The organism is Enterococcus sp. 5H, from assembly GCF_028128615.1.
In the GTDB taxonomy this organism is placed as follows: domain Bacteria; phylum Bacillota; class Bacilli; order Lactobacillales; family Enterococcaceae; genus Enterococcus_L.
The window spans coordinates 1-6802 of record NZ_AMDP01000065.1 but is presented as its reverse complement, the minus strand read 5'-3'; the positions used below and the strand labels follow the sequence as shown (position 1 = coordinate 6802).

At 34.7% G+C, this 6802-nt stretch carries 6 protein-coding genes and 1 pseudogene; all 7 read right to left on the bottom strand.

Features of this window, described 5'->3' with window-relative positions:
• Nucleotides 1-2144: pseudogene (locus C240_RS15645) on the bottom strand (hypothetical protein); the annotation flags it as partial.
• 583 nt (nt 2145-2727) lie between these two features.
• Entirely contained in the window at nt 2728-3393 is a 666-nt protein-coding gene (locus C240_RS15640) for a hypothetical protein (protein WP_271497731.1), read from the bottom strand.
• Nucleotides 3394-3416: 23 nt separating this feature from the next.
• A complete protein-coding gene (locus C240_RS15635; protein WP_271497728.1) occupies nt 3417-4550 on the bottom strand; it encodes a DUF916 and DUF3324 domain-containing protein in 1134 nt (377 codons plus the stop codon).
• A 110-nt stretch (nt 4551-4660) separates the two neighbouring features.
• Nucleotides 4661-5401, bottom strand: coding sequence for a WxL domain-containing protein (locus tag C240_RS15630; protein ID WP_271497725.1), 741 nt, complete (start codon nt 5399-5401; stop codon nt 4661-4663).
• Between the two features lie 69 nt (nt 5402-5470).
• Complete coding sequence (locus tag C240_RS15625; RefSeq protein WP_271497722.1) at nt 5471-6274, bottom strand: WxL domain-containing protein; 804 nt, start codon at nt 6272-6274, stop codon at nt 5471-5473.
• Complete coding sequence (locus C240_RS15620; protein ID WP_271497719.1) at nt 6275-6589, bottom strand: LPXTG cell wall anchor domain-containing protein; 315 nt, start codon at nt 6587-6589, stop codon at nt 6275-6277. It abuts the gene before it with no gap.
• A 12-nt stretch (nt 6590-6601) separates the two neighbouring features.
• A partial coding sequence (locus tag C240_RS15615) for a hypothetical protein (RefSeq protein ID WP_271497716.1) occupies nt 6602-6802 on the bottom strand: 201 nt, incomplete at its 5' end.

The window sequence follows — 6802 nt, the reverse complement described above, 5'->3', positions numbered from 1 at the left end:
CCGTTATAAACAAAACGCAACGCATTTATTAACTCTTTTCCTTCATTATTTCTCATTGGTGTGGATAATGAAGCTGTTACATGCCAACCAGACTCTACATTTGCACGTGTATCCGTAACTATTAGTGGCATATCGATCATGGGATCTTCTATTCGCTGAGTTGTCGCATTATATGTTAACGAGCCAAAATCAATAGTACTTGGTGCTGATGTTAAACTTAAAATACCTTGAAGTTTATATTGAACCGTTACTTCCGTAGCATCTAGTTTTACTGCTGTTTCATTTGCTGGCCTTTCAGCAATCTCATACCCAGCATTTTCGAGTTGAACTATTTGTTCCATCACTACTTGCTTTTGTGTTAAATCAACTTCATCTCCAACTTGATATCCTTCTAAAATAATTGTATATCCAGGTAGAATTTGATCTAATTCATTAACAAATTCTACCGTTAAAGTAGCTATTTTCGGTTCTTCTTTTAAATAGTAAAAAATTACATCTGTACTTATTTCAGGTACTCGCATAATATTAGACTCTGGATCAAATTCTGCAGTATCGGGATTAATCACAACTCGGGAAAATATATAGCCTTCCTCTAAAAGTACTTCTTGACGATCATCTAATTGAACAAAATCTCCTACTGTATATATAGCGCTATGTGATGGTGAAATCTCTAAATTAGTGCGTTCATCAACATATTTTATCGTAATAGAAGTTTCTTCTACCAACGGTGGAACCCAATATTCACTTGAAAAAGAGTCCATTAACCAAATGTCTTCCAATTTGAAAGTCTCTTTATTAAAAGTAGGTTCTGAACTTTCTAATACCTCTCCATTTTCCCAAATAAAATCTATATCCCTCCAACTAGCATTAGGGAATCTCAAAAAGTCAAAAATATCTATAGGTTCATTAATTCGCCATACCCCAAAATCACCCCCAATTCGGACTAGTCGATGAGTATCCAAAATTTTTTGATCTGTTATCGTTGCAAAACTCCCTATTCTAAAATTATTTTTTAAGAATGTTGTGCCTAAAACTTCAAACACAGCTGTCTGCCCAAGCATAGGTCTTGTTGAAGTTTCTACACTTATGTTATCTATAATAAAATCTTGCTTAATAGAAACAGTATCACCTACAATAAAAAAATTTGTTGGCAACTGCAACGGGTCACCTCCCCAGTCCCTAGGATCACCTTGCTCTCCATATAATCTTAGGTTTCGAATCTCATGTACTTCTGGTCCTGTTATAAAATTGCTTATCAGAACGAGCCTGGCAGCATCATCTCGATTAATACCCAACTCCATTGTTAAATCACCATTTGGTGCAACAATATGTAGACCTGTTCCTTCTAAACCCACATGATTAAACTCTATAGTCGAATCAGACCATCTCATGAATTGTTGTACACCTTCTGTTGATTCAAACACTAACCTATTTCTATTATTGCTGTTTGGGATATTTGAGATCGTGAGATCACTAGTTCTAGTCTCCAAAGCAATATTTCCCCTTATAATAACATTTTCTGAAAGTTCAATAGATGAAACTTCATTATTATTCCATGCTGCAATAAAGCTAGCTGGACTGCTAACAATGATATTACTTCGTGGGTTAAGGTGTTCCCGTGCTTGTTCTTCAGCAGGCAAAATATATGCAAATACTGCATGTGATTCACCATATTCATCTTCAATCGTTATCTGTCCTTCTTTTTCGAGAGTTACTCCTATCTGAAATTCTTTCTTTTTATCATTCATTTCTATAAGCCACACTTGAGAGCCATCTTCATAGGTTTTAATAATTTTACTTTTTTCTTCTTCTGTTAGTTTGATCTTTGTCCCTTTTGGAACCCTAATTCTATATTTTTCAATCTCCTGATTAGTAGTTATATCAATCAAAGTAACTTCATTTGTCTTTTTAAAAATTACCTCCTCATTATTTATAGAAAATGATAATTGATTATACACATTTGCTTGATCTTCAATTAAATTACTCTCCGAACTTTTTTCATAATTATTAGATTTATCTGTAGATTCAGAAATATAATAGTTTTCATTCTCTGCATGTAGCATAGTTCCAAAAAATAAATGATTAACTACAACGTATGTTACAAAAACTAGGCATAACAGCAAAGTTAGCATTGTTTTCTTCATTACTTTCACCTCGAAATATTTTTTCAAACAGATTAAAAGTATTTAAAAATTGATACTAAAGAAATACTTTCCCTGTATGATGGGTTTTAATTAGTGTAGATTTATCCAACAAGTTTTCAAAAATTTTAAATATAGTTGTTTACGTATTTAAGATCTAACATCAAAATGACTTCTAAATCTAGCAATAACTTCACAGACTGGATACAACTCATTCCAATATAGAGTTTCTTTTAAACCTAAAAAATACTGTAAATAAGTGAAAGTTTAATTGATTAGTAAAACTAGATTTATCTATTATGATATTCTCTTAAGTTCTTTGAAAACTCACACTTTGTTCATTCCATTGATTCACTTTCATGTACACTAATAAATTAGGCAGAAAATAGAATCGTTTTTCAAATATTCAAAAAGAGACGAAGTTAGTATACCCAACGTTAACTTTTTTCTTGAGGAAGTTTCTCTTATATTGAAGGTGCTGTAACAACAGACGTCCTAGTCCTACAAACAAAGCCGACCGAATAATAATTCCATCAAACTTAATTTCTTACATCTACTTTATTGGCATGCTTTAAACAACGCCGCATCACTTTTCTGAAAATGCATTGTCATTTACTTTATAATAATCAAAAGCCACTCGCTCATACTCATGTGCTCTAGCTATATCTACTAAGAACTCTTCAACCAAATTAGAATTCCCATAAAAATTTTTCGTTTGAGTACTGGCGTTCATTCCTAGCTGTTTAATTGCGTTATAGTAACGATTTAAACTTAATTGCCCTTCTTGCGTATTCAAATTACTCGCTTTTTTTGTACCGTAACTAGCCATTGCGGTTGATAAATAGCGAATATTTTGTTGTATTTTCTCTTCCTCTTCCTCTTGACCTTTGGCTAAAATCAGTTGATCTTCAAAATCTCGTAAAAGGTAGTAGCCTTTTACAACCGAATTAGAATCGTCTGTAGATAAGCTCATCGCTTGATAATAAGCAATATACGCTGAAGAACTAGATAAAAGTAATACCAAAATAATGAATAGTATAACCAAACTCAATTTTTTCTTTTTCTTTGCGTATAGTTCTTTTTTTTGCTTCGAAATTTTTCTGTTTTTTCGATGATTTTTTCCTTTTTCTCTCGGTAAATTCTTTATTTTTTTACGCTGGCTATAATACTGAAATAAAAAGAGCAACGCACCTAAAGAGGACAGGATTCCTCCTGCAATTCCTAATATAAATAGCGTTTCTAATACAGACATATGCTAAGGCTCCTATTCTTTTATCAGTATTTTTTTTCTTCCTTCTGACTATTTTTTTTCTTTTTTCTTGCACGCTTCTCTTCGAACTTTTTTTGTTTTTTCTTTTTACGTATTACATTCAAAACTGTAAAAATAATCCCAACTAAAATTAAAACAGCGACCACTATTATTGCAATTAGCTGCCAATCAAAACCTTTTTCCTGTACTAATCCAACATCACGCTCGTTGAATTTATCAGCATCTTCTTGAGTAATTTCGAATTCTTCAGTCCATGCCCATCTTTTGTCCCCTGAAGTGACTAGTATGTTTGCCACATACGTCCCTGAGACCATCCTCTCTCCATTCATACTCACCGGAAATTGAATAAAGGAATTGGGAGCCATTCGCATAGCAGTTTGTTTACGTTCAAATAATATAGCATCTTTACCTTTAGCATTAATTTGAGTTTCTACTGTCATATCATTTAAAAAGGCTGGGATCACATTAGAAAAATCGACAAAAATGGCATTTCTATAATTATTTTGATCCGCAAAAACTTTATTTAAGCTTAAATCTGGTGCCAATTCTTGATCTGATTCTTGTAATAACAACCCAATGACATAGGCATACTGGTTTATAATTCTAGAACCACCTTCATCGGAAACACCCTCATCTTGGTTTTCCCTCATTAATTGGATTCCCCCTGCAATTACTCCATCAATTCCAGTTTCCGGCATCTTTATTTTTAACTCTACTGTTCTTGTTTCTCCTGATTCTAATTCTATTGATTCGGGACCAGATACGATATCTGTAAAATCAAATTTCAATGAATCATCATTTTTGATATCAGAATCTCCGTATTCAATAACCCCATTTTGATTTGTTTTGGCACCATTTAAGCTAACATTTACAGTTACTATTTCTGAACTAGGATTTGTCAAAGTTAATGTCACTGTTTGCTCTTGTCCTTTAGACATTTTTAATTTATAGTACCCTATATTTCTTTCCATCTGATTCTCCGGAAAATTTAGACTATAGATAAAACCTGTTGCTCCTGCAACATCATCTGTTGATTTACTGTTATCTTCACCAGAAACTACTCCTGTAAAAACAAATAATGACAAAGACAAGCCAATAAAAAATAATATCAGTATTGGGAATATTCTCTTTTCTTTCACTATCGTAACCTCGAATTCTTTCTATTTTTCTATGTACACAAGCAATTTATATATTTAACAAAAAGTAAGCTAACGACCTTTCTCGAAAGCTTACCTTAAGAAAACTAAGACTATGCTGCAGCAGTAATTTTCCAAGTTACTTTTGCAGTATATGTGTCTACAGCCATGTTTGATGCAGTAGCTGCAGGTACTGTTAATTGCACAGAATTTGCATCTGTATTTTCTCTACTATCACCAAATGCCATAACAAAACGACCTTTACCTTCTTCCAACGCTCTATCTGCTGTAACAACTGTTTGTGCTCCACCTGATTCACTTAGTTGGAAAGCTGGTGCTACCAATGATGGCTCTGTATTTGTATTTGAAGCATCTGCAACCGCAAAACCATTACTGTAATCAATAGTTGCTCCATTTAATGAGTTCCCACTTGATCCTGTGAACTGTTGGGTTAAATCTGCTGTTATCGTATATCCGAATGTTCCCCCTGATCGGATATCACGCCATTGAACGATACTACCACGTGCCTCTCCATTATTTAAAGCTACTGGGTTTGCATAAGTTTTTACTTCATTAGCAGATGTTTGAATTTCTCCAAATTCTAAGTTTGTTACTGCTTCAATCATTAATGATCCTAAATCTGGGTTAATAACTGGAGGATCTACGGGGTCAATCGGTACCTCTGGGTTTTCTGGATCAATAACCCCTGGAACTTCTTCTCCACCGCCCTCAGTAACAATTACTGTACCTGTTGAGTCTAACTCTCTTTCTTGGGCCAATGCTGTTGTTGGTGCTAATACTCCTACTGTTAGTGCAGCTACAATAACTGCCGATGATAATGTACTTAATTTCATACTTTGTTTCCTCCTATTTTGTCTTTTTATATGTTTGACAATCTGTATAAAACCAGATGTATCACGCTCTTAAGGTAACTCAGCCAATATCCAAGTTAATGTTGTTTCATACTGCACTGGATGTATTTTAGTTGTATTAGGTATTGTTAATGTGATCGCCGAGTTGTAATATGCTGGCTTACCCGAAAACTCATCTATGACCACATTACCTGATCTATCTATTGCTGGACTTAGCGTATTTACCATATTATTGCTGTTGGTTTCAGATGCTCCAAATGCAATAGTCCATACACCTCGACCAGATTCTGCAGAAGCTATAGCTAACTCGTGTGCTGCACCATTAGCATTTAAGGCTACTGTCTCTCTTGTTACTGTTGGTGGAGCACTAGTACCACTACTATTGGCCCATCCTTTATCCAACGATAAAACAGCTCCTTCTAATTGTTGTTCATTAGCTTCTTGAATTATTCTATTACGAAACTGATGCTCCTGTTTCACTTGTAATGTCCAACCGGTCGAAACAGTTCTTTGATCCGTAATTTGAATATAACTTCCTCTCGGCCCAGCCTTACCTAAGAATTGTTGGGCAAATGCTAGATACGTTCGATTCGTTTCAGAAATTTTTGTACGACCGAAGTCAAGAGATGATACAAAATCAATTCGTAATGGTCCTGTAGTCGAAGGTGACTCTCCTGGATTTTCTGGACTTTCTGGGTTTTCTGGATCAACAGGTTGGGATTCTCCTCCTACTACTACTACATTTCCTGATTGGTCTACTGAAGTAGGGCTAGCATGAACTGTTGAGCTGTAACTCGTCATACTCAGTACTAAGAACAAAAATGTCCCTATCACTCGATTATTTAATTGCTTCACCTATTTACGCCTCCTATTCACTCTCCATGTCAATAGAACCAATAAGAGAAATAAACCTATTCCAACAATCCACCATTTTTGAGCAATTTCACCTGTACTAGGCAGTCTTCCTTTTGGTTTCGCTTCTGTCACTTTAGCTTCTTCTGATGGTAGTGGGTTCGAATTTTCAAGGATAGGATCCTCATAAAATGAAATTTTCCCTCCTGTATTTACTTGTCCTCCAACACCTTCTACACCACTCATCTCTGATGGAAATAATGTTAAATGAGCAAGTATAAGTAATGAGCACATAATTGTAGCAACTATCTTCTTCATTTTTAGCCCTCCTTATGGCTGCCCAGCCATTACTTTCCATGTAACTACACCTTCAAACCTACCGGTGTGGACAATATCTCTAGCGTCAATCTGGAATTTTACACCATCCGTACCAGCTTCTGTTCCCCAATTATCACTAATATTAATATTATCTACTCCACTACTGTTATTTGAATATATCATTTGTGCATTAGTATTTAAGACTTCCTCTTG

Excerpts from the sequence above, each read along its gene's own strand:
- C240_RS15640 (WP_271497731.1), bottom strand. The coding sequence starts at position 3,393 with ATGTCTGTATTAGAAACGCTATTTATATTAGGAATTGCAGGAGGAATC.
- C240_RS15620 (WP_271497719.1), bottom strand. The coding sequence starts at position 6,589 with ATGAAGAAGATAGTTGCTACAATTATGTGCTCATTACTTATACTTGCT.
- C240_RS15630 (WP_271497725.1), bottom strand. The coding sequence starts at position 5,401 with ATGAAATTAAGTACATTATCATCGGCAGTTATTGTAGCTGCACTAACA.